Origin of the sequence: Centipeda infelix ATCC 43532, assembly GCF_000234095.1 — a bacterium.
Taxonomy (GTDB): Bacteria; Bacillota; Negativicutes; order Selenomonadales; family Selenomonadaceae; genus Centipeda; species Centipeda infelix.
Genome location: NZ_JH376824.1, coordinates 1 through 533, shown reverse-complemented (window position 1 = coordinate 533; position 533 = coordinate 1). Strand labels below are relative to the sequence as shown.

The 533-nt window shown below is 51.4% G+C and carries 1 rRNA gene; it reads left to right on the top strand.

What is annotated here, in order from left to right:
• Positions 1 to 314 precede the first annotated feature (314 nt).
• Positions 315 to 431 (top strand): 5S ribosomal RNA (gene rrf, locus HMPREF9334_RS11300).
• Positions 432 to 533: the final 102 nt, after the last annotated feature.

Genomic DNA, 533 nt, shown 5'->3' with positions numbered 1-533 from the left:
GACCTGTCCGAGAAGCGAATCCGTAGGATGAAGCTGAACGGGCAACAGGTCGTATGCGAAAACGTCCCAAGAACACGAGCGAAAGCGACGTGTGATTGGATGACGTTGACCGCTATTCTAAGAAGGTATAGCCTAACAATTTGCAAGGAAGTTTCTTCTGTGAAGTTTTGAGTGGACAACACTCATTCAGTGCGCAGGTAGTGTCAGCCAATCGTCGGCGTCCTTACGGACTTGACTCTTGGGACACTTATGCGTACGACTTGTTTAGCCAATCGCATGCGCCCTATGGGCTTTGCTCTTGGAACAAGTCAGCATGCGGTGATGATGCCTGAACGGTTCCACCTGTTCCCATTCCGAACACAGTAGTTAAGCGTTCAAAGGCCGAGGGTACTTCGTTGGAGACGACGTGGGAGAGTAGGTAGTTGCCGCAAAAGATAAGCTCGTGAGAAATCACGGGCTCTTTTTATATGCTTACAGCTTTTGTTACAGGCGCCCCTTCCACCGCTCGCGGTCCCGGAGCTGTTGCACGGAGC